The following is a 25,887-nucleotide window of genomic DNA, read 5'->3' as shown; positions in this document are numbered from 1 at the left end:
CCCAACCCTCCCCTTCGCTGTGCGAAAGGGAGGGAGCAACGCGCAGCGCTGCATGCGTCGCCCCTCCCCTTGGGCGCAGCCGCATATCAGCCTTCCAAATTGATCCAGGTCGCCTTCATCTCGGTGTATTTGTCGAAGGCATGCAGCGACTTGTCGCGGCCGTTGCCCGACTGCTTGTAGCCACCGAACGGCGCAGTCATGTCACCGCCGTCCCAATAATTGACCCATACGCTGCCAGCGCGCAGCCCGCGTGCAACCCTGTGCGCACGCGAAACATCGCGCGTCCACACACCGGCGGCCAGTCCGTATTCGGTGTCGTTGGCCAGCTGCAAGGCCTGCTGCTCACCATCAAACGCAATCACCGACAGCACCGGCCCAAAAATCTCCTCGCGGGCAATCCGCTGTTGCGGGCTTACCTCATCAAACACGGTCGGCTCGATGTAGCAGCCACCAGAAACTACCTCCGCACGTTTGCCACCGAGCAACAGACGCGCGCCTTCGGCCGTGCCCTGTTCGATGTAGCCGAGCACCCGCTGGGCCTGCGCTTCATCCACCATCGCCCCCATCGCCGCCTTGGGCTCGAACGGGTGCGCCGGTTGCATGTGCCGCCCGTGTTCAATGACCTTGGCAACAAACGCATCCTTGATCGAGCGCTCCACCAGCAAGCGCGAGCCCGCCGTACATACTTCACCCTGGTTGTAGAAAATGGCACTGGCTGCGGCCTCGGCGGCCTTGTCCAGATCATGCGCATCGGCAAACACGATGTTCGGGCTCTTGCCGCCGCATTCCATGTAGGCACGTTTCATGTTCGACAGGCCGGCACATTGCAGCAGGCGCTTGCCCACCGCAGTCGAGCCGGTGAACACCAGGCCATCCACGTCCATGTGCAGGGCCAGCGGCTCGCCTGCGCCCTTGCCATTGCCCGGCACCACATTGAATACGCCCTCCGGCACACCGGCTTCGGCTACCAGCTCGGCAAAGCGCAAGGCGCTCAGCGGTGACTTCTCGGACGGTTTGAGCACCACCGAATTGCCCGCTGCCAGCGCCGGCGCGATCTTCCACGCGGCCATCAGCAGCGGGAAATTCCACGGCACGATGGCGCCGACCACGCCCAATGGTTCGCGGGTGATCAGGCCCAGTTCGTTGGCGCCGGTGGGCGCCACCTCGCCATAGAGCTTGTCGACCGCTTCGGCCGTCCATTGGATGCAGCGGATCACCCCGCCGATATCGACGCGGCGCGCCTCGGCAACCGGCTTGCCCATGTCCAGCGCTTCCAGCACGGCCAGTTCATCGGCGTGTTGTTCAACCAATGCCGCCATCTTCAGCAAAACCTGCTTGCGCTTGACCGGCTTCAGCGCCGACCAGTGCCCGGCGTTGAAACTACGCCGGGCTGCCGCCACCGCATGGTCGATGTCCAACTGCCCGCAATCGGCAATCCGCCCCAGCACCCGTCCATCGATCGGGCTGACGCAGTCGAAAGTGGCGCCAGACGCCGCATCGACATATTGGCCATTGATGAACGCGCGGGTACGCAGCGACAGGCCGTCGGCCAACGCCTGCCATTGTTCACGGATATGGGGGCTGTTCATGCGGAGTTCCTTGTGACGAAGACGTTGCAGCAGGCCTTGATGGTACGCCGGCCACCGTAGCGCACCGACATGGACCTGTTATTTCCGCTAAATGCAAGGGTTGGCCGTGGCCCCCGCGGGCTTCACAATGCCGCTCCACGTTTCTGGCAGCGCTCATGGACATCATCGTCAACGAAGAACTCAAGGCCTATATCGATCCGCTCACGCAGGACGAGCACGACGCGCTGGAGCGCAGTCTGCTGGCCGAGGGCTGCCGCGACGCGCTGGTGCTGTGGGGCGACGTACTGATCGACGGCCACAACCGTTACGGCATCTGCTCCAAGCACGACATCCCGTTCAATACCGTGCAGAACACCCGCTTCAAGTCGATGGACGACGTGCATCTGTGGATGATCGAGCAGCACCTGGGCCGCCGCAGCGTGTCGGACTACCAGCGCGGCGTGCTGGCCCTGCGCAAGCGCGACATCCTGGAAACACGCCGCCGCAGCGAGCAGGAACAACTGCGCCGCGAGAGTGAGGGTGAGGCAGCGCCCAGCGATGCCGCCGACAACGACAGCCCGCCGTGGGATCCAGCGCCCAAGCTGTCCAAGGCGGATCTGGCCCGCGAAGCCAAGCTCAGCCCCAGCCAGGTGACCATGATCGAGAAGATTCACGATCACGCCACCGCCGAGGTGATCGAAGCCATGCGGGTGGGCGCGATCTCGCTCAGCGCGGCGGCCACCGTGGCCAGCCTACCCGAGGATGAACAGCGTGCCGCGGCACGTGGCGGCAAGGACGAACTGAAGCAGGCCGCCAAGCGCGTGCGTGACGCCAAGCGCAAGCCCAAGGCGGCCCGCGAGGACACCGATGACGCCTCGCAGCCGCTGAGCATGGCCGAGGCCGAAGGACTGGACGCTGCCGGCGTCGACAGCGCCGAAGTTCAGACCCTGCGCCAGCGCGTGGCCTCGCTCACCGCCGAAAACCAGGCCCTGCGCATGGAACTGGATGCACTGCGTGCGCGCATGCTGGCCTCCCAGGTCGAAGAACCGACTGACGCTTGATTGAGCTGAGCCGGCACCCTAGGCTGCGGTCATCCCTGCAAGGAGCATGAGATGGCCTCGGCCTCCCCGGAACTAGAAACCTTCGTCCGCGACGCCCTGATGCGCGGCCACAGCCGCCAGCAGGTCAGCAGCGCCTTGCTGGCCGCCGGCTGGAGCGAACAGCAGATCAGCGGCGTACTCGATGGCTGGGCCGAGGTGGACTTCCCACTACCGGTACCCCGCCCACGCGCCTCCCTGTCGGCGCGCGAAGCCTTTGCCTACCTGGTGCTGTTCAGCACGCTGTACTTCTTCGCCTGGAACCTGGGCAGCCTGTTGTTCCAGCTGATCCAGTACGCGCTGCCCGATCCGGCCGATCCCGATTGGCAATTGCTGCGCCTGAGCGGTGGCATCCGCTGGGCGATCTCGGCGCTGGTGATCGCCTTCCCGGTGTTCGCCTTCGCCGCCCATCGCGTCAGCCGCGATGTCGACAAGCACCCGATCAAGCGTTTGTCACCGGTGCGCCGCTGGCTCACCTATCTGACCCTGTTCGTCGCTGCCACGGTGCTTATCGGCGACCTCACCGCGCTGGTCTACAACCTGCTGAGCGGCGAGCTGAGCCTTCGCTTCGTGCTCAAAGTGCTTGTGGTCGGCGTGATCGCTGGCACCGTGTTTTCGTACTACCTGTGGGATCTACGCCAAGAGGAGGTTGAGGCATGAGCCGTACCGCTTGGGGCACCCGCGTCCTTTGGGCGACCGGCATTGTCACTGCGGCTGCGATTGCAGCCGGGGTCTGGGTCATCGATTCACCGTCGCAGCAGCGGCTCAAGCGCCTGGATGAGGCGCGCCTGTCGCATCTGCGGACGCTGGAGATCGCGGCCAACAACTACTGGCGTGAGAACGACGCGCTGCCGCCCAACATCCTCGCACTGGCTGCGCAGCCCGGTATGGTGCTGACCTACAAGGACCCGGCCGGCGGCCCCGACTACAGCTACCGGACCCTGGACGCCACCCATTACGAGCTGTGCGCGCAGTTCGACACCAGCAGCGCCGATGGCCCACAGGCCGGCCGCGCCAGCGAATGGGCGCACCCAGCCGGCAACCACTGCTTCCGCCGCACGGTGAGCGGAAAGGATGCCGAATAAGCCGTGAGCCCGCAGGACGACCCGCGCCGCGCACAACTGCGCCGCCTCAAGCTTTACGCCGTGGCCATGTTGCTGGCGATGCTGGCCGGCTTCATCGTCAGCCACATCAACGGCGAGCGCGGCATCTGGGCCTGGATAGGGGCGTTCTGTGAAGCGGCCACCGTCGGCGCGTTGGCCGACTGGTTTGCGGTGGTGGCGCTGTTCCGGCGGCCGCTGAATCTGCCCATTCCGCATACGGCCATCATCCCGCGCAACAAGGAGCGCATCGCCGACAGCCTGGCGGTGTTCGTGCGCGATCACTTCCTGGAACCGGAAACACTGCTGGCCAAGCTGAAAGTATTCGATCCCGCCACCCGTCTTGGCGAATGGCTGGCGCAACCGGCGCAGGCAAAAATGCTGGCCGACATGGCACGCGGCTGGGCGGTGCAGGCCCTGGATCTGCTCGACGAGGCGGCCGTGCGCCGCTCCATCCAGGGCTTCGTGGTAGCCCAGCTGCGGCAGTGGAATGCAGCGGCCACCGCCGGCGAACTGCTTGGGCTGCTGACCGCTGACAACCGCCACCAGCGGGTGCTCGACGAAGGGCTTACCCGCGTCGCCCACTGGCTGGACAACGACAAGGTGCGGCAGCAGGCCTCGGCCTTGATCGTGCGTTACATCCGCAAGGAGTGGCCGAAGCTGGCCAGCACCGTGGATTGGGTCAAGCCAATCGACGAGATCGGGGATTCGCTGGCCGATCGCCTCGCACGCGCGGGGCTGGAAGAACTGCAGGCCATCCTCTCGCAACCCGAGCATCCGCTGCGCCAGGACTATGCGCTGTGGCTGGGCGACTACATGCGCCGCCTGCGCGAAGACCCTGCTTTGGCGGCCAAGGTTGATGCACTCAAGCAACAGGTGATCGACCACCCGGCTGTGCAGGAATATGTGCAGGGCCTGTGGCAGCGTGTGCACGAATATCTGCGGGCTGATCTGTCACGCGAGGATTCGGTATTGGCCGGCCACCTGGAACGCAGCCTGGGCAAGCTGGGCACCACCATCGGCAACGACCCCGCCCTGCGCGACGCCCTCAACCAGCACATGCTGGCCGGTGCGGAAAAGCTGACCAATCGCCTGCGCAGCGGCGTCACCAGCCACATCGCGCAGACCGTCAAGGCCTGGGACGAAAAGAAGCTGGTCGAGCAACTGGAACTGAGCGTAGGCCGCGACCTGCAGTACATCCGTTTCAACGGCACCCTGGTAGGCGGCCTGATCGGCCTGCTGCTGCATGCACTGACCGGTTGGCTGAAATTCTAGGCCCGCAGCGTTGTAGGAGCTGTGGGAGCTGTGGGAGCTGTGGGAGCGGCGTAAGCCGCGAAGCCAAAAACGCATCAGATCGAAGCACCATCGGTATCCGACAAAAGCCGGACGCATCTTCTGATTACAGCGGGTGCGCGCGATTGAAGGCCAGCCAGCTTCGCGGCTTACGCCGCTCCCACAAAACGCCGCTCCTGCAAATTTCCTGCTGCCCATGCTTGCCAACACCGCAATGACACATCAGCTTGCTTAATCAAATGCGAACAATTATCGTTAGCACCTAGGCAGTACGCCCAGCCTCGTGCGGCACGGATGCTACGCATCGTTCCGCCACGCCCCGTGTACCCCCGATATCCAAACTGATGCCGCGCGCCCTGGCAGGCCGCGCCGTGCATGCAGGTCAACTGGCGGGAGCGGTATACCCGGGGCATCCACGCATCGTGCGGGCTGCGCCGTGCGCGAATCCTGCGGTTGGCAAACCCCTTTGCCCAACAGGAATCCAACATGCCCTCCCGCCCCACCCTGCCGCAGCCCGCGCTATTGGCTGTCGCGCTCTCCATTGCCCTGTCCAGTGCTGCAATGCCTTCATTTGCCGAAGAAGCGGCGCCCGCCTCGGCCACCAACCTGGACACGGTCAAAGTCGTCGCCGACGCTGACATCCCCACCTCGTACACGGTGAAGCAGGCACGCACCGCCACCAAGCTGGATCTGTCGCTGCGCCACACCCCGCAGTCGGTCACCGTACTGACCCGCCAGCGCCTGGATGACATGGGCCTGTACGCGATGTCCGATGTGATGGGCCAGGTAACCGGCGTGCATGTAGCGGTAACCGACAGCGAACGCATCAGCTTCGTCTCGCGTGGCTACAACATCAACAACTTCCAGGTTGATGGCATGCTCAATACCTTCGGCGGCTACATCAAGACCAACAACGACAGCGTCATCTACGACCGCATCGAAGTAGTACGCGGCGCCACCGGTTTGACCACCGGCGCAGGTGATCCCTCGGGCACCATCAACTACGTGCGCAAGCGCCCCACCGACGAGTTCGCGATGAGCGCCAACCTGATGCTGGGCCGTTGGGGCAATCAGCGCCTGGAAGCGGATATCGGTGGACCGATAGCCCTGGATGGCCGCATCCGTGCGCGTGTCGTCGCCGCCAAGCAGCAGAGCGATTCGTTCCGCGATGTCTATCAGCTGGACAAGGACGTGTTCTACGGCATCGTCCAGGCTGACCTCAGCGACAGCACCCTGCTGGAAGTCGGCTACGAATACCAATCACCGGAAACCTCGGGCGTTACCTGGGGCGTGGTGCCGTACTGGGGCGCGGACGGCAAGCCGGCCAAGCTGCCGCGTTCGACCAATCTGTCGGCACGTTGGAGCCGCTGGCCGATCGTCGAGAAGACCGCATTCGCGCGACTGGAACAGAGCCTGGGCCACGACTGGGCAATCAAGGCCAGCTACACCCGCTCCAAGCGCGAGACCGAAGGCGATGTCTGGTATGGCGCCTCCGGCTATCCGCGCGCCGATGGCAGCGGCGTCAGTGCGTTCATCGGTGCGTTCGGCGAACGCGGTGACATGCAGGTGTTCGACCTCAATGCTGGTGGCCCGTTCAAACTGTTCGGGCGCGAACACGAGCTGGTGGTCGGCCTGGGCCAATCGGTACGCAAGGGCGAGGTGCCGGGCTCGGACTTCGATTACGCCGACGGCTACGACAAGGTTCCGGATTGGCGCCACTGGACCGGCGACGTGGCGCCGCTGCAGGTCAATCGTTACAACTGGCTGTCCTCACGCGATGAGCTCAAGCAGCGCGCTGCCTATGTTGCCGCACGCCTGCAGCTTGCCGATCCGCTGATGGCCGTGCTCGGTGCACGCTACGGCAGCTGGGAGACCCGCAACTGGAGCTACGACCGCGACGCCTCCGGCAAACTGCTGGGCACCACCCGTGGCGGTTACAAGCCGGATGATTCGCTGACGCCCTATGCCGGCCTGATCTATGACTTCAGCAAGTCGTTCAGCGCCTACGCAAGCTACACCGATATCTTCCAGCCGCAGAACTACCGCGACAAGAACAACAACTACCTGGAGCCGGTGGTCGGCGACATGTGGGAAGCCGGCATCAAGGCCGAGCTGTTCGACGGCCGCATGAATGCATCGGCGGCCGTGTTCAAGGGCGTCAAGGACAACGTCGCCGAGATCGATGACTCGGTGCCGGAGGCCTCGCTGCCGGATGGTTCCAGCGCCTACCGTTCCACCGGCAAGGGCAACAAGGTCAAGGGTTGGGAAGTGGAAGCGCAGGGCAGCATCAGCGAACACTGGAACCTGTCGGCCGGCTACGCGCACACGGTGATCCGCAACCAGCAGGGCGTGCGCCAGAACACCACCACGCCGGTCAATACGTTCCGCCTCAATACCGGCTGGCGCCCCGGCGGCGCGTGGAGCCGGCTGTCGCTGGGCGGCGGCGTGACCTGGCAGAGCGAAATCTGGCGCATGAGCAACCGCCCTGCCGATGACTACCTCAGCAGCGGCAAGACCTACAAATCACCCATCACCCAGGACGCAGTAGTGCTGGTCAATGCGTTTGCCGGCTACCAGTTCAACGACAACTTCTCCGCACAGTTGAACCTCAACAACCTGCTCGACAAGAAGTACTACAGCAACGTCGGCTTCTATGACGGCGTCAACTGGGGCGAGCCGCGCAATGTGCGCCTGAGCCTACGCTGGAAGCTGTAATCCCTCCAGGGAAACCACTGCCAGGCAGTGGCGGCCATGGACGGCCGACTTGTTCCGCGCCACCGCGACGCCGGTGGCGCCCGTATTGATTCGACTTTGCAGGTTTCTGTGGACAGCACGCCTCTTGCCAGCCCCTGGTACAACCGTCTTCTCGGCTTCTTCGCGCGCCCCTGGCTGGGCGTGTTGTCGCGCTCGCTTGCCGCCATCGTTGGTGGCTATGCGCTGGCAGCGACAAGCGCGATGTTCTTCGCGGTGGCGCTGCCCATCGCCCGCAGCCAGGCCGTACTGACCGGCATGCTGATCGCGATCGTGCTCTGCGCCTGCGCGGCGCTATGGGCATTCGCTACCCGCAGCGCGCTGCGTGCATGGCTAGGCATCGTGATTCCGGCCGCACTGTTTTGGTTGGCCACGCAGTGGCTGGGAGGTGCGGCATGAAGAACGGATTCCGCCAATCGATGGCCTGGCTGCACACCTGGACCGGGCTGCTGGTTGGCTGGCTGTTGCTGCTGATCTTCATGGCCGGCACCGCCAGTTATTACCGCGAAGAGATTAGTCGCTGGATGCGACCGGAACTGCCGCGCAGCACGGTCAGCGCCGACGATGCCGCCGCACGCGCACTCAGCTTCCTGCAGCACAAGGCGCCACAAGCCGAGAGCTGGAGCGTTACCCTGCCCGACGCCCGCAACCCGGCGCTGCGCATGTTCTGGCGCAACCCAGAATCCATGGTCAAGCCACCGGCCGAAGGCGAGAAACGCCGGCGCCGTGGTGGCGGTCGCTTCGGTGATGCTACGGTCGATCCCAACACCGGCAACGAGGTAACCGCACGCGAAACCCGCGGCGGTGACTTCTTCTATCGCCTGCACTTCGACCTGCACTACATTCCGGTGGTGTGGGCGCGCTACATCGTCGGTTTCTGCGCGATGTTCATGCTGGTGGCCATCATCAGCGGTGTCATCACCCACAAGAAGATCTTCAAGGACTTCTTCACCTTCCGCCCGCAGAAAGGCCTGCGTTCGTGGCTGGACTTCCACAACGTCAGCGCGGTGATGGCACTGCCTTACCACGCCATGATCACCTACACCGGCATCGTCACCCTGATGTTCATGTACCTGCCCTGGGGTGTGAGCACCGCCTATCCCAAGGACGAGGACGCCTTCTTCAGTGAAGCCTTCGCGCGCATGGCCGATATCGAATCACCGGGGCAAGGCCAAGCGGTACCGGTGCCGATCCAGCAGTTGATGGACAGCGCGCGCAAGCACTGGAACGGAGCGGAGATCGGCGGCTTCACCGTGTATCGCCCAGGTGCGGCGAACGCGGTGGTCGATATCCAACAACGCGACGGCAAGCGCCTGTCGGTAGACACACCATCGCTGCGCTTTGACGCAGTCAGCGGCGCGCTGCTGGAAGCCAGCCCCAGCGCCGGAGGTGCCACCGCCACACGCGGCGTCATGTACGGCCTGCATCTGGCGCGTTTCGCCGATTGGGGCCTGCGCGGCCTGTTCTTCCTTTCCGGATTGATCGGCTGCCTGATGGTCGCCAGCGGCGTGGTGTTGTGGGCGGTGAAGGAGCGACCCAAGCACGCCAAGTCCGGCAAGACCGGCTTTGGCCTGCGGCTGGTGGATGCGCTGAATATCGGCGCCGTCGCCGGCCTGCCGATTGCCTTTGCCGCCTACTTCTGGGGCAACCGCCTGCTTCCGCTGCAGCTGGCCGAACGCAGTGACGCCGAGATCAGCGTGTTCTTCTACGCATGGGCGGCATCGCTGCTGGCGGCCTTCATCTGGCCCAAGCGGATGATGTGGGCCTGGCAGTTGTATGCAGGCGCGGCGATGTTCGCCTTGATACCGTTGCTCAATGCCTTGACCACCCGCAGCAACCTGGGCGTGGCCATCGCCAGTGGTGACTGGGTATTGGCCGGCTTCGACCTGTGCATGCTCGCCTTCGGCGTGCTGCTGGGTTATTGCGGCTGGCGCATGCAGCATTGGCAACCGCCGTTGAGTGCGGCCGAGAAGAAACGCAGGCAACAGGCCGCCACCGTCGCGGAGGCCAGCGCATGATGTTGCTTGCGCTTGGCCTGTCATTCGCCGCTTTTGTTGCCTTGTCGCTGGCAATGGAGAAACACCAGTTGGACCTGCATGGCAAAGCCGCTGCCAGCAGCGCGCGCATGCGGCTGTGGCGCTGGCTGGGCTGGGGCCTGCTGTCGGCCGCGCTGGCGCTATGCGTGTGGCGGGATGGCTGGGGATTGGGCCCCGTGTGGTGGCTGGGTGCGATGACCGCTGCCGGCCTGCTGCTGGCATTTGGCCTGTACCCGTACCGTCCACGCTGGATCGTGCCGTTGGCGTGGGCCTTGCCGGTGGCAGGCGTGGCTGCAGCCAACCTGTTGTAGAGCCGAGCTGTGCCCGGTTGGGGCATTACCGGCCCGAACAAAAACGACCCCTCCCCAACCCTCCCCTTGGCCTACGGCCAAAGGGAGGGGGCATGGTAGAGCCGAGCCATGCTCGGCTGGGGCACTACCGGGAAAGCCTCTGCCGAGCATGGCTCGGCACTACAGGTGCCGCGCGATTTAAACCCGGCGCAGTTCCCAGGCGCGGTGGATGCGGGCGTTGCGCTCGAAATCCGGGCCGATGGTCTGTGCGGAAATTTCACGGCAGTTGGCGAATTCGGCGATGGCGTTCTCTTCCAGCTTGAAGCGGCGGAAGTTGTTGGAGAAATACAACACGCCGTCCGAGGTCAGTCGCTCCATCGCCGCACGCAGCAGGCGTACATGCTCGCGCTGGATGTCGAAGTCTTCAGCGCGCGCGGAGTTGGAGAAGGTCGGCGGATCGCAGAAGATCACGTCGTAACGGTTCTTCTCCGCTTCCAGCCAGGTCACCGCATCGGCCTGCACCAGCGTGTGCTGGCTGCCGCCCTTGCCGTTGAGCGCGAGGTTGTCGGCGCACCACTGCAGGTAGGTACCCGACAGATCGACACTGGTCGTAGACGAGGCGCCGGCAACCGCCGCCTCCACGCTGGCCACGCCGGTGTAGCAGAACAGGTTGAGGAAACGCTTGCCGCGCGATTCCTGCGCCATATGCGTACGCAGCGGGCGGTGGTCGAGGAACAGGCCGGTGTCCAGGTAATCGAACAGATTGACCCGCAACAACGCATCGTTCTCACGCACCAGGATGAACTCGCCGCGCTGCTCGAAGCGGCCGTACTTGCTGCCGCCCTTGCCACGTTCACGCGACTTCAATGCAACCTGCTCGGCCGGCACCTGGAACACCTCACGCGCAGCCGCCAGCAGCTCGTTGCGGCGACGGCGCACGTCCGCGTCCGGAATGGTGGCCGGCGCAGCGTATTCCTGCACATGCAGGAAGGTGCGGGCTTTGCCGCCATCTTCGCGGTAGACATCGATGGCAGCCGCGTATTCCGGCAGATCGGCGTCATAGGCGCGGAAGCAGGTGATGCCTTCGCGGGTCAGCCAGTTCTTGAATTTCTTCAGGTTCTTGCGCAGGCGGTTGGCCACCATCTGCGCGCCTTCGCTGAGCTCGCGCGGCTGGCCGGCGTTCTCGCGCTCGGGCACGGCAATCGGGTCGCAGACGATCAGCGCGCACTCGATGGCACCGTTGAACATCTGGTACTTCTTGGCCGCGCGCAGACCGGTGGCGAAGGCCAGATCGGCACTGCCGCACAGCAGGCTTGCACGCCAGGTCGGCACGGCGCGCTTGAGCGCATCGCCGATACGGCGGTACAGCACGGTATCGGCTGCCAGACGCTCGTCATACGGCGGGTTGCAGACCACACAACCGGTTTCCTGCGGCGGCACCTGCACGTCGGCAACGTCACGCACACCGAACCAGATGGCCTCGCTGACACCGGCTACTTCGGCATTTTCCTTGGCCGCACGGATCGCCTGCGGATCGATATCGCTGCCGTGGATGACCTGCTTGAGCGCAGCGCGGCCAACCTGCTCGCGCTCACGCGCCTCAGCCGTCAATTCCTTCCACTGCGCCTGGTCAAAACCGCGCCAGCGGCTGGGCGGGATGCTGCCATGGCGCTGCAGGCCCGGTGCCACGTCGGCGGCCATCAGGGCGCCTTCAATCAGCAAGGTGCCACTGCCGCACATCGGGTCGAGCAGACCGCCGCCTTCTGCATGGATCTTCGGCCAGTTGGCGCGCAGCAGGACGGCTGCGGCCAGGTTTTCCTTCAGCGGCGCGTCGTTCTGCGCCATGCGCCAGCCGCGGCGATGCATCGGGCCACCGCCCAGGTCGATCGAGATCGTGGCGCGGCCCTTGCGCAGCGACAGGTTGATGCGCACGTCCGGGAATTCAACATTTACCGATGGCCGCTCCATGCCCTGCCCGCGCAGGCTGTCGACCACACCGTCCTTGACCCGCTGCGCGGCAAAACGCGCATGGGTGATGGCGGTGCCGGACACATGTGCGTCCACCGACAAGGTCAGCTCAGGGCTGATGTGCTGGTCCCAGGGCATTGCCGCCACGCCCTGGTACAGCGAATTCTCGTCCGGGCAGTCGAACTCCTGCAGCGGCCACAGCACGCGGCTGGCCAGGCGCGACCACAGCACCACGCGCTGCGCATCGCGCAGCTCGCCTTCGGCATTGACGCCGGAAATGGTTGCGGTCGCCCGCGGCAGGCCCATCGCCAGCAGTTCGTCGGCGAGCAGGTATTCGAGGCCCTTGGCGCAGGAAACAAAGAAATTCACGGGAGATATCAACTTTCGAAGAGGGAGTCAGGCCAGCCAGGCGGACAGGCACGGTGGCCGGCCCCGGGGCATCCAAGGCCGCTATTGTAGGCAGTTGCCCGCCACGCCGTCGGATTCAGGCCGCGGCCGCGTTCACAAACCGCGCAGCAGGGCCTCAAAGGCCTGGCAGGAGGCGTCCACATGGCGCATCAAGCGGTGGCCGTCATTGACCAGCAGCAACCGCGCCTTGCGCTCGGCGGCCCAGGCAATGACATCGGCGGCCGGGATCAGCTCATCATTCCAGGCATGGACCACGCTGATCGGTACGGCTGCGGCGTCCAGCGCCGGCATCGGCCCCATCGTGGTCGGTGGCACCATCAGGAACAGCCCCGCCACCGGCACCTGCAGCGAGGTGATCGCCGAGATATACGCGCCCAGGCTGGAGCCGGCCAGCACCAACGGTCCGCGCGTGGCCATTTCGGCCGCCCGTTCGACCAGCCGCTGCAGCCGCGCCGGCACGTCGCCGACCCGGCTGATCTCATGCCTGGCGTCCAGATCGGTGTAATCCGGGCGTTCATGGCTCCAGCCCAGGCGTTGCGCGACATCGGCCAACGCGGTGACCTTGGTCGCGTCCGGGCCGCTCTCGAAGCCGTGTGAAAGGATGCAATGGCCGCGGCTCATGGCTGGCGGCAAGTCGTGGGGGAACTCATGGGTGAATGCTAGCATCCACCCATGCACCTGCCGCCCCCCATCATTGCCAAACCGCTGCCCTACGAAAGCCTGTTGGCGCAGCGCAAGCCCACCGATATCGATCTGGTGGTGATCCACTGCACCGAACTGCCGGACCTGGCCACCGCCCGCGAGTACGGCGAGCGTGCCCTGTACGACAATGGCAGCGGCAACAGCGGCCACTACTACATCGACCGCGATGGCAGCATCCAGCAATACATCGCATTGGACCGTGTTGCCCACCACGTGCGCGGTATCAACCCGCGTTCGATCGGTATCGAGCTGGTCAACCGTGGCCGCTGGCCGAACTGGTTCGATTCCAACAGCCAGGTGATGAGCGAGCCCTACCCCGAGGCGCAGATCGCGGCCTTGGTGCGGTTGCTGGAGTGGTTGCCGCAGGCATTGCCCTCGCTGCGCTACATCGCCGGCCATGAGCAGCTGGACACAGCGCTGGAGCCCGCCAGCGATGATCCCAGCCGCAGCGTTCAGCGCAAGCTGGATCCGGGCCCGCTGTTCCCCTGGGAGCTGGTCTTGCGCGCGATCGACCTGCAACGCCTGCCGGACTGAACGCGGCGGCGGCACCGGCCCGCCGAGGTCGGTAGTGCTACTGCGCCAGGTACTGGAACTTCTCGCCGGCGGTCACCGCCAGATCCAGCCGATTGATCGCCGGTGCGATCGGGCAGACCACATGCGGAGTCAGCGCGCAGGGCGGGTTCTCGGCGCGATTGAAGTCCAGCTGCACCATGCCATCCTTGGGCGGCGCCGCGTACAGATAGCGCGCCCCGCCATAGGTTTCGCGGCCGCTTGTACGGTCGGACAGCAGGAAGAACAGGCGCTCCGATACCGGCGCGGCTTCGTCCAGCACCGGCTGCAGGTGGTAGCTGCGCCCACCCACCTCGAACACCGCCTCACCCGGCACCAGCGCCGGCAGCGGCGTGCCGATCGAGGTCAGCAGCACGGCCTGCTTGGGCTTGGGGAAGGGATTCCAGCGCGCACGCACATTCCATTTCGGATCCACCGGGAAGTGCTCGATGCCACTGAAAGCCAGCCGCCGCGGCGACTGCGGGTCGCGGTAGCGCCAACCGAGGATGCTGCCGGTGCGCACCAGGTAGAACTCGGACTGGCCCACCTGCACGCGGCTGGCTTCGTTGACATGGGCAACACCGGGCACCAGCACCGCCCGCTGCAGCGGCTGCCCGTTCATCCGCGCATCCGCGCGGGTATTGGCGTCGATGCTGGCCTGGCCGTCCTTGCTCACCTGCAGGAAGCCCAATTCAGCGGGGCCGCCGGGCAATACGATGTCATTGCTCGCCGCACTGCCCACCCGATAGGCACCGGTCTTGAGCCGGCCCGATCCGGTATAGCTGAGCCAGCCTTCCGGCGCGCGCAGACTTGCCAACCGCTGCGCCCGCCATTGCTCGACGTCACGCAGGTACTGCTGCTGGTCAGCCGCGGACACAGCGCTGCCTGGCGCATCACATGCCCCAAGAACCGCCGCCAACAGCACTACGCCGAGCAATTTGTATAAGCCCACGCTTCCCCCGAAGCACCCACGCTTCTGCATCGCACCCAATGCGCGATGCCGTTACAACTCAACCCTTGGCAACTGGCCTGCTTGCATCGCTGGACCAGCCACTCCACGAGTCACTGAACACCCGCAGCCCGGGCAAACCGGCATGTGCAAACCCCAGCAGCAGATGACAGGCCGTCACCCCCGAGCCGCACATCACCGCCATCTGTTCCGGTGCCTGGCCGCCCAACAACGGCAGCAGTTCCGCACGCAGCTCCTGTGCCGGCCGAAAGCGGCCAGCCTGCAGGCTGGTGCCGAACGGCCGGTTGATGGCGCCGGGTACATGCCCTGCCACCCGGTCCAGCGGCTCAACCTCGCCCCGGTAACGCTCGCCGGCCCGTGCATCCAGCAACCAGGCCGGGGTCTGCGCCAGACGTGACTGCACCTCATCGGCACTGACCACCTGGCGCATGTCGAACTGACCCGGATAGGGCGGCAGGAGGGGCACCGTGACAGGGCCCGCCTCCAGCGCATGGCCGGCCGCCTGCCATGCCGCCAGGCCGCCATCAAGCACTGCCACCTTGCGATGGCCGATCAGGCCCAGCAGCCACCACAGGCGCGCTGCGGCCATGCTGCCGTCGGCCGCGTCGTACACCACCACCTGCGTATCGGCATCGATCCCCCAGCGCCCCAACGTGGCGGCGAAGACCTCGCTGTCCGGCAGGGGATGCCGGCCATGGCCTTGCTTGCGCATGTCCGACAGGTCTTTTTCCAGATCGGCATGGATCGCGCCAGGAATATGTCCGGCTGCGTACTGGGCGGCGCCGGCCTGTGTATCGGCCAGTGAAAACCGTGCATCAACCACCCGCAACGCGGTGCTTGCGACAGCACGGGCATCGATCACGCGCATCTGCTGCTGCGCCAGGGCCCCGGCCAATTCGGCCACATCGACCAGGGTGCTCCACGTGGTTCCATTCTGGCTCATGTCAGCTGCTCCAAGCGGCGACGAAGGTTGTAAAGGATGGCCGCTGTCGCGCCCCAGATGCGCTGACCAGGCCAGCTGTATTCCATGACATGACGGATACGTCCGCCATGTTCGATTTCCACCTGGCGCAGGTTGGCCGGGTCCATCAGGTAGTCCAGCGGCACTTCGAATACTTCGGCGACCTCGCCCGGTTCGGGCCGGGCAATGAAGGCCGGGTCGACCACGGCAACCACCGGCGTCACCCGGAACCCGGTGATGGTGATGAACGGGTCCAGATAGCCCAGCGCCAGTACCTGGCTGCGCGCCAAGGCGATTTCCTCGTCGCTCTCGCGCAATGCCGCTGCCAGTGGATTACGGTCCCGGGTTTCAATGCGCCCGCCCGGAAACCCCACCTGGCCGCCATGATTGCGCAGCGCCTCGGTACGCCGGGTGAGTATCACCTGGGTTCCCTGCGCGCGCGGCACCAGCCCGGCCAGCACCGCCGCTTCCACCGGCGGCCCAGGCGGCAGCAGATCTTCCAGTTCCGAGTGGTTCCAGCCCTGCCCGCCCGGTGCCTGGTTCAGCGGCATGAGCGCCCGTTGCAGGCGATCCCGCCCCGCCAGCTGCTCGGCAAACGCTGCGGCTACGCGCGAGCGCCGTGGCAGCTCTTGCGCCATCAAGCGGCGACGTTCGTCCTCACTCATGCGCATCCACCCGCCAATCTCGGCGCCGCTGCGCCAACAGCCACGGCAATAGCCCTGTTCATCAAGCGCGCAGATGCCGATACAGGGGCTGGAGATGACACGAGCAGGTGCATCCATCAATTCAGACATCACGCTAGCGTAGCGCGAGCCGAACCCTGTGGACCAGTTCCCGGACATTGATTCCGTTGAATTTGCGCTGCCACGATGGCAATGCCACCGCCGTCAACCCTTCCAATTCAGCACAACCGCCGCACCAGCCCGATACGCCATTATTGTGACGAACATCAATTTCCGGTTGAGCATGGGTTCATCTGCGGGCACACTGCAGCTGCCGACAGGGGGAACACGAATCATCCAATGCGCTGGACGCGCGTTCGATCAGCGTGACTGTTCGACACGAGTCTGGCCTGCATGCGGATGGAGCCTTATCGCTTTTCACTCTGTAGCGGAGCCCGGAAATGAGAATGGCAAAACCCTCCTTGTTGTTATCGGCGCTGGCACTTTCGGCCAGCCTTTCAGTACAGGCCCATGAGCCGCCAACGGACGGCAACCCAAGTACCCCTACCGAAAGCGGCATGGTCGCCGGCATCGATGCCAAGACCGGCAAACTGCGCAAGCTCACCGATACAGAAATCCGCGCACTTTCCGACAAGGCCAATGCCATGCCGTCGGCAAGCCGCAGCGCCACGGGCACAAATGCGGCCTGGGCACGCATTCCGCAGACCGGCACCGACGCTGCCAAGACCGTCCGCGCACATAGCAACGGCATGAGCACGGCCGACCTGCCGCTGTCCGCGATGAACTCGCTGAGCGTTGAACGCGACGCCAACGGTAAGGTGCAGATGCTGGAGAACGGCGCCCCGCTCTCGCATGGCCGGCAGGAGGTGTCCGAATGAAGACGCTGCTGCTTTCCGCCGTCATCGGCAGCGCCCTGTTCGGCGCCACGGCCAACGCCGCCATCATCACTCCGATCAACCAGGATCCTGCCGGCATAGGCCTCAACGATCCCACGCTACGCGCGCCCGAAGGTGGCAACCCCGGCAAGAGCGTTGGTGAGCAACGCCGCATCGTTTACCAGTTCGCCGCCGATCTGTGGGGTGCGGTACTGCAGAGCGATGTGGAAACCTTCGTCGGCGCCAGCTTCCAGGATCTGACCTGCACCGCCACCGGCGGCACCCTCGGCTCAGCCGGCGCCTCCTGGATCGCAACCACGCCGCCCTCCGGCGCCGAGCTGGGCATGATCTATCACGCCCCACTGGCCAACGCGCTCAACGGCAGTCGCATCACCATCAGTGCCGCCGGCACCGACATCACCAGCCGCTTCAATGCCAACCTGGGTGGCAGCAACCCGGACGGCACGCCATGCATGACCGGCTCGGGCTGGTATTACGGGCTGGACGGCAACGCCCCGGAGAACCTCATCAGCTTCCTGGATGTGGTGATGCATGAAATCGGCCACGGCCTGGGTTTCTCCGGCTTCGTCGGCTACACCACCGGCCGCTTGGGTGAGCGTGTCGGCATTCCGCAGTACTACGGCTACTCGGACGTCTATACCGAAAACGCGTTCGACAACCTGTCCGGCAAGCGCTTCACCGAAGCCAGCATGACCAACGCGCTGCGCGTCACCGCGATCAAGACCCGCGGTGCACCTGCGTGGAATGGCGCAACCACCCGCGCGCAGACCCCGCAGTGGCTCGACCCGGCGGTCGTGCTGTCGGTCAACGGCAGCAGCGTGAAGACGCAGTTCTTCGGCACCGCCTCGTTCGGCCCTGCGGCCACCCCGGCCAACTTCGCCGGCCCGGTTGTGGTTGCCAACGACGGTACCGGTCCCGACACCGCCGACGCCTGTGAAGCCCTGCCTGCCGGCAGCCTCAGTGGCAAGGTGGCCTACGTCAATCGCGGCAGCTGTGCGTTTGAGATCAAGGCGGCCAATGCGCAGGCGGCAGGGGCGGTTGCAGCCATCATCGGCAATGTGGCCAGCTCCGGCGACCCGGGCACCGCACCGGGCATGGCCGAAGATGCCAGCGTCAATGCCACCATCCCGACCCTGAGCGTCAACCTGGCCGATGCCAACCTGATCAAGACAGCAGCGCAGGCAGGCACACCGTTGACCGCTGCGCTGGGCCAGGTGGCCGGTCAGTTCGCCGGCGCCGACTCCAGCGGACGACCGTTGCTGTATGCACCGGCCATCGTGGCAGGCGGATCCACGTTCTCGCACTTTGAAAGTGTGCTGGTACCCGATGCGTTGATGGAGCCGGCCAACAGTCCCAACACCGATGCAGGACGCATGGTTGACCTGACCCTGGCGGCGTTTGTCGACGAAGGTTGGAGCTTGAATGCAGGCACCGCACGCATCGGCAGTTGCGATACGGGGGTGAAGCTGTTCAAGAACCCGGGCTTGATCGCAGGCGCCAACGTGCAGGCGCAGGACCGCCTGTGCCGTACCACCGCCAACGGCAACCGGGCGCTCTACCTGCGCTGCATGAACGACACCGCTGCCTCGTTGAAAGCGGCCAGCATGATCAGCACGGTCGAACAAGCCGGCATCCGCACCTGCGCGGCCAAGGTGACGTCGCCGTAAATCCAGTGGAAGAGATTGCCGGTAGTGCCGAGCCATGCTCGGCAGGGCTTTCACAAGCGACACCAGCAGCTCTTCCGGAATCAGCACTGGACTGTGAACAAAGAGCCGGCGCCTTTATGGCGCCGGCTCTTCTTTTGTTTTGCACAGCACTGGTAGCGACCTGCTCTGCAACTACCCGAGTTCGATGGTCGGCTCCCGCGGTCTTGGCCAGTAGCGCGCACCGGGCTGATCGATGATGAAGGGCTGCTCCTGGTGTCGCTGGTAAAGCCCCTGCCGAGCATGGCTCGGCACTACATGCGATTGCAGGCAAAAAGAAAGCGCCGGTGTTGCCACCGGCGCTTTTTTTTATTGCATCACTGGCGCGCTATTACTTGACGCTGACCAGCTTGATTTCGAACTGCACAGCCACGTTCGGCGGGAACGGGGTGCGCGGGTCAGCACCGTAGGCCTTTTCCGGCGGCAGGGTGACTTCCCACTTGGCGCCGGCCGGCATCTGCAGCAGGGTTTCGCGCATGGCAGCCATCTCGACTTCGCTCAGCTTGATCGACGGGATCGACTGGGCCGGACGTGCTTCGGTCGGACGCTGGCCGTACGGGAACGGACCGGCAACTTCCAGCGCAACCGTGCTGGCCTGGGTCGGCTTGGCACCGGCACCGGCTTCGATCACACGATACTGCACGCCGCTGGCCAGGGTCTGCACGCCGGCCTTGGCCTTGTTGGCGGCAATGAACTGGTCACTGCGGGTCTTGTTTTCGGCAGCGGCCTTTTCGTACTCGGCCTTGGCAGCCTGGGCACGGCTCTGCTCACGACGCTGGAACGCTTCCACGGCCGGCTTCAGCTGATCGGCGGTGATGGCCGGCTGCTTCTTGGCATAGGCGTCCTGCAGGCCCTTGACCACCGAAGCGATATCCAGCTGTTCGCCACGGCCAGTGAGCTCGGCCAGGTTGTTGCCGTAGTCATAGCCGAAGTAATAGCTCAGCTTGCCCTTCTCGGACGCGATGTCCTGGGCGAAAGCAGTGCCGGTGACGGCCAGGGCGGCCACGGCGACCGCGATAGAACGCAACTTCATCAAACAGTTCTCCAGGAAAGGTGTCTCAGGGCAAACATGCCGCTAGAGGCGACGGGTTAGGATAGCCGTCACAAAGGCTGTCCGCCACTGACGACGCGTTCTATGACCGCCGTCGGTTAAAAGAGTTCAATTCCTCACTTTTTTTTAACGTTTTGAGGTTCCGCCCGTATGTCCGATGCACCGGTTTCGATCAGCACCCACGCAGGCATCCGCACCATCACGGTGCAGCGCCCGGAAAAGCTCAATGCGCTCAACCGCCAGACCCTGGAAACGCTGGATGCAGCCTTTGCCGAGGCGGCCCAGGCCGCAGACGTAAGAGTCGTGGTTCTGACCGGGGCCGGCAGCAAAGCCTTCGTCGCCGGCGCGGATATCTCCGAAATGAATACCTTGACCCCGGTCCAGGGCCGCGATTTCTCGCTGGTCGGCCAGCGCCTGATGCGCCGTATCGAGCGCCTGAACAAGCCGGTGATCGCCATGATCAATGGTTTTGCGCTGGGCGGCGGCATGGAACTGGCCATGGCCTGCCACCTGCGCATCGCCGCCGACAGCGCCAAGCTGGGCCAGCCGGAAATCAACCTCGGCCTGGTGCCGGGATTTGGTGGCACCCAGCGCCTGCTGCGCCTGGGCGGCCGCGCCGCTGCGCTGGAGTTGTGCCTGCTGGGCGCGCCGATCAGCGCCGAGCGTGCGCTGCAGTTGGGCCTGGTCAACCGCGTGGTTGCCGCTACCGAGCTGGAAGCGCAGACCACCCAGCTGGCCGAACAGCTGGCCAATGCCGCACCGTTGGCCCTGCGCGGCATTCTGGATGCGATCAATGTCGGCGGCGAATGCGGCATCGAGGAAGGGCTGGAATACGAAAGCGCGCAGTTCGGCCTGGTGTTTTCCACCCAGGACATGCGTGAAGGCACCAGCGCCTTCCTGGAACGCCGCAAACCGGAATTCAAGAACCACTGAGTTGTCCATGGTTACCGCAAGCACCCCACCCCGCCAGTTGCTGCAATTTGTGCTGGACGATGATCTGGATGCAGCGCTGCGCGCCGGGCTGATGGACTACCTGCCACAGCCCGGCGATGCGCTGCTGGATCCGGCCTACCCGCAGCTGCCGCAGCAGCTGCAATTGGCCCAGCAGCAGCTGCGCACGGCGTGGGCCGCACGCGAGCGTTACCGGGCACGTGCCGCCCGCCTCGAACGGCGCGCGGCTGAGCGCCAGGCACGCCGCGCACCACCGCCTACCGCCGACAGCAAACCCGCCCTGCCCTCGGCGGCGGCAGTCATCCTGGCCCGGGCCAAGGCACGCGCGGCAGGGAACCCCAACGCATGAAAGCAGCACCCGTGAAAAAGGCGGCGGCCAAGAAGGCTGTCGGCAAAAAAGTGATCGCAAAAAAGACCGGCGCCAAGCCCATCGCCAGCAAGCAGGCCACCACTCCCAAACCTGCGCCACGCAAGCCACTGGCAAGCCGTGGCAGCAAGCGCATGAGCGCTGCGCAGGTGCTGGAGATGTTCACCCGCCTGCGCGAGCTCAACCCGCACCCCACCACCGAGCTGGAATACAGCTCGCCGTTCGAGCTGCTGGTTGCGGTGACCTTGTCGGCACAGGCCACCGATGTGGGCGTCAACAAGGCCACCCGCAAGCTGTTCCCGGTGGCCAATACCGCCCAGGCCATTCTTGCCTTGGGCGAGGAAGGACTGAAGCCTTACATCGCCACCATCGGCCTGTTCAACGCCAAGGCCAAGAACGTGATTGCCGCCTGCGCGATCCTGGTCGAGAAGTACGGCGGCGAAGTGCCGGCCGAGCGCGCCGCACTGGAAGCATTGCCAGGGGTCGGCCGCAAGACCGCCAACGTGGTGCTCAACACCGCCTTCGGCCAGCCGACCATGGCGGTGGACACGCATATCTTCCGCGTCGCCAACCGCACCGGGCTGGCACCCGGCAAGGACGTGCGCGCGGTTGAGGATGGCTTGATGAAGGTGATCCCCGCCGAGTTCCTGCAGGATGCGCACCACTGGCTGATCCTGCACGGGCGTTATGTCTGCAAGGCGCGCAAGCCGGATTGCCCGCAATGTGTTATCCGCGATCTGTGCCAGTTCAAGGACAAGACCGCCGACGCTGCATGAGCGCCGGCGGCTGCCATCTGGACGACACGTTCCGGTAACAGCGCCAAGGCCCAATACGCAGGTCCTTGCGCTGGCGGGCGCAAGCTGGTCGCCGGACTGTCACATTTACGCAATCTTTACGCCCTAGCCTTCGCAGCAACCTCCAACCGCCTGCAAGGCTACCCACCCAATGAAACTGCATCGCCAACTCCTTACTGCGGCCGTGGCTGCTGCACTGTTCGCGCCGGCTGCACACGCTGAAGTCGCCATCGACGTTATTGGCGGTTCCGAGATCACCTTTGAAGGCCTGGTACAGGCTGACGGCAATTGGTTCAGCAATGACAAGGCCGATCTGAACGGCGTCGCCAAGAACGGCAAGGACAGCGAGTTCGAGCTGCGTCGCGCCGAGCTGGTGCTGAAGGGCAAGGGCCCGGGCAACATCGAGTGGGTGGTTGGCTACGACGCCAAGGCCGACAAGTTCCTGGACACCAACGTCAAGTACAAGCTGGGCGGCAACAGCAACCACTTCCTGCAGGCCGGCCAGTTCAAGCAGCCCAACAGCCTGGAAGAACTGTCCAGCACCAAGAACAACGACTTCATCTCCAAGGCCACCGTCACCAATACCTATGCGGTCGCCCGCCGCCTCGGCGTCGGCTACGGCCTCGGCGATGCCAACTGGTCAGTCACCGCTTCGGCCTTCGGCCGCGAGCTGACCCGTGACCTGGCCCACGGCAGCGGCTACGGCGTGCGCGGCACCTTCGCCCCGATCAACGAGAAGGGCAACATCCTGCACCTGGGTTTGAGCTACGTCGATTACGACACCGACGCCGACCTGCTGCGCCTGCGCGCGCGCCCGAACGCCGACCTTGCCACCGTGCGCCTGGTCGACAGTGGCGACCTGAAGGACACCGACCGCCTGAGCACCATCGGCGCCGAAGCCATGTACGTGCGTGGCCCGTTCAAGGCCCAGGGCGAGTACTACAGCTCCAAGGCCAAGCGCTACGACCACGACAACTACAGCACCGACGGCTATTACATCAGCGGCGTGTGGAATGTCACCGGCGAGACCTGGGGCTACAAGGGCGGCACCTCGAGCCTGGGCCTGCCGGACGAACCGGGCCGCGGCATGTGGCAGCTGGGCGCACGTTTCGATCACATCGATCTCAACGACGGCGGCCTGAAGGCACCGGCGATTGTCGGCGGCACCCCGCTGGTGGACGGCGTGCTCGGCGGCAAGATGGACATCTGGACCGTCGGTGCCAACTGGTACTGGCGCTCCAACTTCAAGGCCTCGCTGAACTACGTGATGGTCGACAGCAACAAATACGCCTCGGCCAGCAAGAAGTTCGTCAGCGACAAGCCGGACATCCTGGAAGCCCGCCTGCAGTTCTTCTGGTAAGCAATCGCTGCCTGCAATACCTGGAACGCCCCGCAAGGGGCGTTCTTTGTTCCGCTGGACCGGCATCGTTGTGGGAGCGGCGTAAGCCGCGAAGCTGATGGTCTGGATGCGTACGCTGACCCTGCGATCTGAAGATCTGTCGGCTTCGCGGCTTACGCCGCTCCCACATGCCGACAGCTGCGACGAGGCGGTTGTCCCCGGCGATCTGAAGCTGTGTAAGCTTCGCGGCTCACGCCGCTCCCACAACAAACCTCAGGGGCGCATCAACCGGACGGATCCATGCGCACCTGCCTGCTTGTACTGCTGCTCTGCCTGCCCTTCACCAGCGTCGCCCAGGACTGTGGCGATGACAGCGCTGCGCGCATCGCCCAGGCCTATGCGCAACGCGATATCAATGCCCTGCCCGATCGCCCCGGCTGGGCCATCGACGTAGAGCGCGCCGCTTGTCGGGTCTGGCCAGCGGACGCGTCGTTGACCTTGATGGCGGTGCCGGTACTGGGCCCGGAAGAATTCAACGGCGACGTTCAACAAGGCGATCTGGATGTGCTGATTGTGGACAGTGCCACGCTGCGCCCGCGTGCTGGCCTGCGCCTGCCGGAGCTGATGAGCAGCGATGCCATCCGGGTAAACAGCGTGAGCCTGGATACCGCGCGCTATCGCCTGGCGCCCGATGTGCGCGCCTTCGGCATCCGCAGTTCGCGCAGCAACTCCTCGCAGCCCAATCCCTTCAGTGATACCCGCCTGCAGCTACTGGTGTTCGACGGCACTGCGCTGAAGGCCATCACCGGGCAGATCGTCGTCTCCCGCAGCGGCGGCGAATGGGACACCCGCTGTGCCGGTGAATTCAATGAAACAAAGCGCACGCTGGAAGTGGGCCCGCTGCCGGCACAAGGCTGGGCAACGCTGACAGTACGCGAGCGCAGTACCAGCACTGTCAGCCACAAGGATGCCGCCGGCGACTGCGTCGAAGATCGCCAGGAGCTGCCGGTGCGCAGTTTCAACCTGCGTGCACAGGGCCGCAGTTATCCGCTGCCCAGCGCAATCGAGGCCACATTCTGAGCGGGGAAGCTGCTGTCATTTGAACGTCATATGACAGACGCTGCATTGTCATCAAATCGTTATGGAATAGGCGCCGGGCGGAACTCACCGCACATTCACACCTCCCAGGAGCCACTTGTGATCCACGCCATCAAATCGCGCGCAGCCATCGCCATTCTCGCTGCGTCGTCCGTGTTCGCCGCCAACGCTGCCGATGTCACGGGCGCCGGCGCGTCCTTCATCTACCCGGTCATGTCCAAGTGGTCGGCCGATTACAACGCCGCCACCAGCAAGCGCGTGAACTACCAGTCGATCGGCTCCGGCGGCGGTATCGCGCAGATCAAGGCCAACACCGTCGACTTCGGCTCGTCCGACGCGCCGCTCAAGCCCGAAGAGCTGGCCTCGGCAGGCCTGGTGCAGTTCCCGTCGGTGATCGGCGGTGTGGTGCCGGTGCTCAACGTTGCTGGCGTCGAGCCGGGTGCGATGAAGCTGGACGGCCCGACCCTGGCCAATATCTTCCTGGGCAAGATCACCAAGTGGAATGATCCGGCCATCGTCGCGCTGAACGCCGGCCTGACCCTGCCGGATACCAAGATCACCGTCGTGCACCGCTCCGACGGTTCGGGCACCACCTTCAACTTCGTCAACTACCTGTCCAAGGTCAATGCCGACTGGAAGACCAGCGTCGGCGAAGGCACCAGCGTGCAGTGGCCGGCCGGCATCGGCGGCAAGGGCAACGAAGGCGTGGCCGCTTACGTCAAGCAGATCAAGGGTTCGATCGGCTACGTCGAGTTCTCCTACGCACTGCAGAACCGCCTGACCTTCTCGCGCATGAAGAACGCCGCCGGCAACTTCGTACAGCCGCGTGACGAGAGCTTCTCGGCTGCCGCTGCCAGCGCTGACTGGGCCAACGCCCGTGACTTCTACCTGGTGATGACCAACGCCCCGGGCGAGCAGGCATGGCCGATCACCGCCACCAACTTCATCCTGATGCGCAAGCAGCCCAAGAGCGCTGAAGGTGCCAAGGCAACGGTTGAGTATTTCCGTTGGATCTACGCCAACGGCGACGCCCAGGCCCGCCAGCTGGACTACGTGCCACTGCCGGATCCGTTGGTGCGCCAGATTGAAACCTACTGGCAGCAGAACCTGAATTATTGAGTAAAGAGCCGGCGAGTCCCTCTCTCCCTCGTCGTCTCAAGCGCGGATCGAGCGATCCGCGCTTTTTTTTGCCTTGTTTTGTAGTGCCGAGCCATGCTCGGCAGAGGCATTACCGGTAAAGCCCCTGCCGAGCATGGCTCGGCACAACAGGGCGGCATGGCTTCGGCTTCACCTGTAGAGCGGAGCCATGCTC

24 protein-coding genes are annotated in these 25,887 nt (G+C 64.8%); 17 read left to right on the top strand and 7 right to left on the bottom strand.

The features are described 5' to 3' along the window. Positions 1 to 86: 86 nt before the first annotated feature. A complete protein-coding gene (locus ABB27_RS00690; protein WP_057626263.1) occupies positions 87 to 1,589 on the bottom strand; it encodes an aldehyde dehydrogenase in 1,503 nt (500 codons plus the stop codon). Between the two features lie 155 nt (positions 1,590 to 1,744). On the opposite strand from ABB27_RS00690, the gene ABB27_RS00685 reads away from it, so the two are divergent. From ABB27_RS00685 to ABB27_RS00650, 8 genes are all read left to right on the top strand, one after another. Continuing rightward, positions 1,745 to 2,629 (top strand): hypothetical protein, encoded by an 885-nt coding sequence (locus ABB27_RS00685; protein WP_057626261.1) that lies wholly within the window; start codon positions 1,745 to 1,747, stop codon positions 2,627 to 2,629. A 51-nt stretch (positions 2,630 to 2,680) separates the two neighbouring features. Further along, a complete protein-coding gene (locus ABB27_RS00680; protein ID WP_057626260.1) occupies positions 2,681 to 3,325 on the top strand; it encodes a DUF5671 domain-containing protein in 645 nt (214 codons plus the stop codon). Next, positions 3,322 to 3,750, top strand: a complete 429-nt coding sequence (locus tag ABB27_RS00675; protein ID WP_057626257.1) for a hypothetical protein — start codon at positions 3,322 to 3,324, stop codon at positions 3,748 to 3,750. The genes ABB27_RS00680 and ABB27_RS00675 overlap by 4 nt, the downstream gene beginning before the upstream one ends. Positions 3,751 to 3,753: 3 nt before the next feature. After that, entirely contained in the window at positions 3,754 to 5,040 is a 1,287-nt protein-coding gene (locus tag ABB27_RS00670; protein WP_057626255.1) for a DUF445 domain-containing protein, read from the top strand. Positions 5,041 to 5,544: 504 nt separating this feature from the next. Further along, entirely contained in the window at positions 5,545 to 7,773 is a 2,229-nt protein-coding gene (locus ABB27_RS00665; RefSeq protein ID WP_057626273.1) for a TonB-dependent siderophore receptor, read from the top strand. A 36-nt stretch (positions 7,774 to 7,809) separates the two neighbouring features. Continuing rightward, positions 7,810 to 8,208 carry a DUF3649 domain-containing protein gene (locus tag ABB27_RS00660; RefSeq protein ID WP_082746475.1) on the top strand — a complete coding sequence of 133 codons (399 nt, stop codon included), beginning with the start codon at positions 7,810 to 7,812 and terminating at the stop codon, positions 8,206 to 8,208. Beyond that, positions 8,205 to 9,827 carry a PepSY-associated TM helix domain-containing protein gene (locus tag ABB27_RS00655; protein ID WP_057626254.1) on the top strand — a complete coding sequence of 541 codons (1,623 nt, stop codon included), beginning with the start codon at positions 8,205 to 8,207 and terminating at the stop codon, positions 9,825 to 9,827. The genes ABB27_RS00660 and ABB27_RS00655 overlap by 4 nt, the downstream gene beginning before the upstream one ends. Further along, positions 9,824 to 10,156 (top strand): DUF3325 domain-containing protein, encoded by a 333-nt coding sequence (locus tag ABB27_RS00650; protein WP_057626252.1) that lies wholly within the window; start codon positions 9,824 to 9,826, stop codon positions 10,154 to 10,156. Before ABB27_RS00655 ends, ABB27_RS00650 begins: the two co-directional genes overlap by 4 nt. A gap of 177 nt (positions 10,157 to 10,333) precedes the next feature. Here the strand turns inward: ABB27_RS00650 and rlmKL are convergent, their stop codons facing one another. Continuing rightward, on the bottom strand, positions 10,334 to 12,472 hold the full coding sequence (rlmKL, locus tag ABB27_RS00645) for a bifunctional 23S rRNA (guanine(2069)-N(7))-methyltransferase RlmK/23S rRNA (guanine(2445)-N(2))-methyltransferase RlmL (RefSeq protein ID WP_057626250.1): 2,139 nt from the start codon (positions 12,470 to 12,472) through the stop codon (positions 10,334 to 10,336). A 132-nt stretch (positions 12,473 to 12,604) separates the two neighbouring features. After that, positions 12,605 to 13,132: an alpha/beta hydrolase gene (locus ABB27_RS00640; RefSeq protein ID WP_057626248.1), complete on the bottom strand. Its 528-nt coding sequence runs from the start codon at positions 13,130 to 13,132 to the stop codon at positions 12,605 to 12,607. 51 nt (positions 13,133 to 13,183) lie between these two features. On the opposite strand from ABB27_RS00640, the gene ABB27_RS00635 reads away from it, so the two are divergent. Further along, positions 13,184 to 13,747, top strand: coding sequence for an N-acetylmuramoyl-L-alanine amidase (locus ABB27_RS00635; RefSeq protein ID WP_057626246.1), 564 nt, complete (start codon positions 13,184 to 13,186; stop codon positions 13,745 to 13,747). 37 nt (positions 13,748 to 13,784) lie between these two features. Here ABB27_RS00635 and ABB27_RS00630 read toward each other — a convergent pair whose 3' ends face one another. The 3 genes from ABB27_RS00630 to ABB27_RS00620 are packed head-to-tail and all read right to left on the bottom strand — an operon-like array spanning position 13,785 to position 16,475. Beyond that, positions 13,785 to 14,714, bottom strand: a complete 930-nt coding sequence (locus tag ABB27_RS00630) for a DUF1684 domain-containing protein (RefSeq protein ID WP_425477458.1) — start codon at positions 14,712 to 14,714, stop codon at positions 13,785 to 13,787. Positions 14,715 to 14,772: 58 nt separating this feature from the next. Beyond that, positions 14,773 to 15,675, bottom strand: a complete 903-nt coding sequence (locus ABB27_RS00625; protein WP_057626245.1) for a sulfurtransferase — start codon at positions 15,673 to 15,675, stop codon at positions 14,773 to 14,775. Then, a complete protein-coding gene (locus tag ABB27_RS00620) occupies positions 15,672 to 16,475 on the bottom strand; it encodes an NUDIX hydrolase (protein WP_057626243.1) in 804 nt (267 codons plus the stop codon). Before ABB27_RS00620 ends, ABB27_RS00625 begins: the two co-directional genes overlap by 4 nt. Before the next feature lie 347 nt (positions 16,476 to 16,822). Here ABB27_RS00620 and ABB27_RS00615 point away from each other — a divergent pair, with 347 nt between their 5' ends. Continuing rightward, positions 16,823 to 17,254, top strand: coding sequence for a post-PEP-CTERM-1 domain-containing protein (locus ABB27_RS00615; protein WP_152984365.1), 432 nt, complete (start codon positions 16,823 to 16,825; stop codon positions 17,252 to 17,254). Then, a complete protein-coding gene (locus ABB27_RS00610; RefSeq protein ID WP_057626238.1) occupies positions 17,251 to 18,939 on the top strand; it encodes a PA domain-containing protein in 1,689 nt (562 codons plus the stop codon). Before ABB27_RS00615 ends, ABB27_RS00610 begins: the two co-directional genes overlap by 4 nt. Positions 18,940 to 19,306: 367 nt before the next feature. Here the strand turns inward: ABB27_RS00610 and ABB27_RS00605 are convergent, their stop codons facing one another. After that, on the bottom strand, positions 19,307 to 20,008 hold the full coding sequence (locus ABB27_RS00605) for an FKBP-type peptidyl-prolyl cis-trans isomerase N-terminal domain-containing protein (protein ID WP_057626236.1): 702 nt from the start codon (positions 20,006 to 20,008) through the stop codon (positions 19,307 to 19,309). 168 nt (positions 20,009 to 20,176) lie between these two features. Between ABB27_RS00605 and ABB27_RS00600 the strand changes: the two genes are divergently transcribed. From ABB27_RS00600 to pstS, 6 genes are all read left to right on the top strand, one after another. Further along, positions 20,177 to 20,959 carry an enoyl-CoA hydratase-related protein gene (locus tag ABB27_RS00600; RefSeq protein WP_057626234.1) on the top strand — a complete coding sequence of 261 codons (783 nt, stop codon included), beginning with the start codon at positions 20,177 to 20,179 and terminating at the stop codon, positions 20,957 to 20,959. A gap of 7 nt (positions 20,960 to 20,966) precedes the next feature. Further along, entirely contained in the window at positions 20,967 to 21,326 is a 360-nt protein-coding gene (locus tag ABB27_RS00595; RefSeq protein ID WP_057626267.1) for a hypothetical protein, read from the top strand. A gap of 152 nt (positions 21,327 to 21,478) precedes the next feature. Next, positions 21,479 to 22,120 (top strand): endonuclease III, encoded by a 642-nt coding sequence (nth, locus tag ABB27_RS00590; RefSeq protein WP_057626265.1) that lies wholly within the window; start codon positions 21,479 to 21,481, stop codon positions 22,118 to 22,120. Between the two features lie 169 nt (positions 22,121 to 22,289). After that, positions 22,290 to 23,498, top strand: coding sequence for an OprO/OprP family phosphate-selective porin (locus ABB27_RS00585; RefSeq protein ID WP_057626232.1), 1,209 nt, complete (start codon positions 22,290 to 22,292; stop codon positions 23,496 to 23,498). Positions 23,499 to 23,777: 279 nt separating this feature from the next. Then, the gene (locus ABB27_RS00580; RefSeq protein WP_057626230.1) at positions 23,778 to 24,557 is read left to right on the top strand and encodes a PA3715 family protein; all 780 of its coding nucleotides are present in this window, start codon (positions 23,778 to 23,780) and stop codon (positions 24,555 to 24,557) included. A 117-nt stretch (positions 24,558 to 24,674) separates the two neighbouring features. Continuing rightward, complete coding sequence (gene pstS, locus ABB27_RS00575) at positions 24,675 to 25,694, top strand: phosphate ABC transporter substrate-binding protein PstS (RefSeq protein WP_057626228.1); 1,020 nt, start codon at positions 24,675 to 24,677, stop codon at positions 25,692 to 25,694. Positions 25,695 to 25,887: the final 193 nt, after the last annotated feature.

Origin of the sequence: Stenotrophomonas terrae (assembly GCF_001431465.1) — a bacterium.
GTDB lineage: Bacteria > Pseudomonadota > Gammaproteobacteria > Xanthomonadales > Xanthomonadaceae > Stenotrophomonas > Stenotrophomonas terrae.
Note: the sequence above shows the minus strand (reverse complement) of the source record. Positions and strands in the feature narration are given on the sequence as shown.

Bases quoted from the DNA above. Each gene is read 5' to 3' on its own strand.
- ABB27_RS00690 (WP_057626263.1), bottom strand. From the start codon at position 1,589: ATGAACAGCCCCCATATCCGTGAACAATGGCAGGCGTTGGCCGACGGC.
- ABB27_RS00685 (WP_057626261.1), top strand. From the start codon at position 1,745: ATGGACATCATCGTCAACGAAGAACTCAAGGCCTATATCGATCCGCTC.
- ABB27_RS00680 (WP_057626260.1), top strand. From the start codon at position 2,681: ATGGCCTCGGCCTCCCCGGAACTAGAAACCTTCGTCCGCGACGCCCTG.
- ABB27_RS00675 (WP_057626257.1), top strand. From the start codon at position 3,322: ATGAGCCGTACCGCTTGGGGCACCCGCGTCCTTTGGGCGACCGGCATT.
- ABB27_RS00665 (WP_057626273.1), top strand. From the start codon at position 5,545: ATGCCCTCCCGCCCCACCCTGCCGCAGCCCGCGCTATTGGCTGTCGCG.
- ABB27_RS00660 (WP_082746475.1), top strand. From the start codon at position 7,810: ATGGACGGCCGACTTGTTCCGCGCCACCGCGACGCCGGTGGCGCCCGT.
- ABB27_RS00655 (WP_057626254.1), top strand. From the start codon at position 8,205: ATGAAGAACGGATTCCGCCAATCGATGGCCTGGCTGCACACCTGGACC.
- ABB27_RS00650 (WP_057626252.1), top strand. From the start codon at position 9,824: ATGATGTTGCTTGCGCTTGGCCTGTCATTCGCCGCTTTTGTTGCCTTG.
- ABB27_RS00640 (WP_057626248.1), bottom strand. From the start codon at position 13,132: ATGAGCCGCGGCCATTGCATCCTTTCACACGGCTTCGAGAGCGGCCCG.
- ABB27_RS00635 (WP_057626246.1), top strand. From the start codon at position 13,184: ATGCACCTGCCGCCCCCCATCATTGCCAAACCGCTGCCCTACGAAAGC.
- ABB27_RS00625 (WP_057626245.1), bottom strand. From the start codon at position 15,675: ATGAGCCAGAATGGAACCACGTGGAGCACCCTGGTCGATGTGGCCGAA.
- ABB27_RS00620 (WP_057626243.1), bottom strand. From the start codon at position 16,475: ATGGATGCACCTGCTCGTGTCATCTCCAGCCCCTGTATCGGCATCTGC.
- ABB27_RS00615 (WP_152984365.1), top strand. From the start codon at position 16,823: ATGGCAAAACCCTCCTTGTTGTTATCGGCGCTGGCACTTTCGGCCAGC.
- ABB27_RS00610 (WP_057626238.1), top strand. From the start codon at position 17,251: ATGAAGACGCTGCTGCTTTCCGCCGTCATCGGCAGCGCCCTGTTCGGC.
- ABB27_RS00605 (WP_057626236.1), bottom strand. From the start codon at position 20,008: ATGAAGTTGCGTTCTATCGCGGTCGCCGTGGCCGCCCTGGCCGTCACC.
- ABB27_RS00600 (WP_057626234.1), top strand. From the start codon at position 20,177: ATGTCCGATGCACCGGTTTCGATCAGCACCCACGCAGGCATCCGCACC.
- ABB27_RS00595 (WP_057626267.1), top strand. From the start codon at position 20,967: ATGGTTACCGCAAGCACCCCACCCCGCCAGTTGCTGCAATTTGTGCTG.
- nth (WP_057626265.1), top strand. From the start codon at position 21,479: ATGAGCGCTGCGCAGGTGCTGGAGATGTTCACCCGCCTGCGCGAGCTC.
- ABB27_RS00585 (WP_057626232.1), top strand. From the start codon at position 22,290: ATGAAACTGCATCGCCAACTCCTTACTGCGGCCGTGGCTGCTGCACTG.
- ABB27_RS00580 (WP_057626230.1), top strand. From the start codon at position 23,778: ATGCGCACCTGCCTGCTTGTACTGCTGCTCTGCCTGCCCTTCACCAGC.